Below are 1,733 nucleotides of genomic sequence, written 5' to 3'. Positions count from 1 at the left end.
GTGGCGGTGTAGGTGACAGTGCCGCCTTCAGCCGCGGTTTCAGTCGCGGTCAGCTTCACGGTGGTGGTGTCGATGGTGTCAGTGACGTTGGTCACCGCCGGCACGTTGCTTGGCACCAGGTTCTCGAAGTCGCCGCCGGTGGCGTTGCTGATCGTGGCCTGGACGGTGCCGGCGTCTTTGTAGACGTCGTCGGACGGGGCCGCGACAGTCACGGTGCCGGTGGTGTTACCGGCGTCGATGGTGATCACCGCGCCGTTGCTCAGGGTCACGGTCACCGGCGAACCGGCGGCGTTGGTCAGGGTGGCGGTGTAGACGATCGAGCCGCCCTCGGCGACCGRGCTTGTGGCGCTCAGGCTGAGGTTGGTGGTGTCGACGGTGTCGGTGACGGTGGTCGAAACCGACGTCTTGTCGGCCACCAGATTTTCGTAGTTACCGCCGCTGACGTCGGTGATCGAGTTGGTCAGCGGCGCATGGCCAGCCAGTACGTCGTTCGGTGCGGGGGTGGTCACGCTGCCGGTGGTGTGACCGACGTCGATGGTGATGCTCTGGCCGTTGGCCAACGTCACGACGACCGGCGAACCGGCGACGGCGGCACCGACGGTGGCGGTGTAGACAACGGTTCCGCCTTCAGCGGCCGACTCGGTCGCGCTGAGCTTAACGGTGGTGGTGTCGATGGTGTCGGTCACTTCCGTCACCGCCGGTACGCTGCTCGGCACCAGGTTCTCGAAGCTGCCGCCGGTGGCGTTGCTGATCGTTGCCTGAACGGTGCCGGCGTCTTTGTAGACGTCATCAGCCGGGGCCGCAACGCTTACGGTGCCGGTGGTTTTCCCGGCGTCGATGGTGATCACGGCGCCGTTCGACAGGGTCACGGTCACCGGCGAGCCAGCGGCGTTGGTCAGGGTCGCGGTGTAGACGATCGAGCCGCCCTCGGCGACCGAGCTTGTGGCGCTCAGGCTGAGGTTGGTGGTGTCGACGGTGTCGGTCACGGTGGTGCTGACCGAGTTTTTATCGGCCACCAGGTTTTCGTAGTTGCCGCCGCTGACGTCGGTGATCGAGTTGGTCAGCGGCGCGTGACCAGTCAGCACGTCGTTCGGCGCGGGGGTGGTCACGCTGCCGGTGGTGTGGCCGACGTCGATGGTGATGCTCTGGCCGTTGGCCAACGTCACGACGACCGGCGAACCGGTGACGGCGGAACCGACGGTGGCGGTGTAAGTAACGGTGCCGCCTTCAGCGGCCGACTCGGTCGCGTTGAGCTTAACGGTGGTGGTGTCGATGGTGTCGGTCACTTCCGTCACCGCCGGCACCGTGCTCGGCACCAGGTTCTCGAAGCTGCCGCCGGTGGCGTTGCTGATCGTTGCCTGAACGGTGCCGGCGTCTTTGTAGACGTCGTCTTTTGGTGCATCGACAGTCACGGTGCCGGTGGTTTTACCGGCCTCGATGGTGATCACCGCGCCGTTCGACAGGGTCACGGTGACCGGCGAGCCGGCGGCGTTGGTCAGGGTCGCGGTGTAGGTGATCGAACCACCTTCGGCCACGGCACCGGTCGCGCTCAGCGACAGATTGGTGGTGTCGACGGTGTCAGTGACAGTGGTCGAAACCGGGGTCTTGTCGGCCACCAGATTTTCGTAATTACCGCCGCTGACGTCGGTGATCGAGTTGGTCAACAGCGCATGGCCGGTCAACACGTCGTTTGGCGCGGGGGTGCTCACGCTGCCGGTAGTTTCGCCGCGCCG

The 1,733-nt window shown here is 65.6% G+C and carries 1 protein-coding gene; it reads right to left on the bottom strand.

Features of this window, described 5'->3' with window-relative positions; genetic code table 11:
• Nucleotides 1-1,733 (bottom strand): immunoglobulin-like domain-containing protein (locus AC1D1M_RS31315; protein WP_477778675.1); only part of this gene is annotated, 1,733 nt, incomplete at both ends.

The organism is Pseudomonas sp. P1_F7 (assembly GCF_056405655.1).
This window is presented reverse-complemented; position numbering and strand designations above follow the sequence as displayed.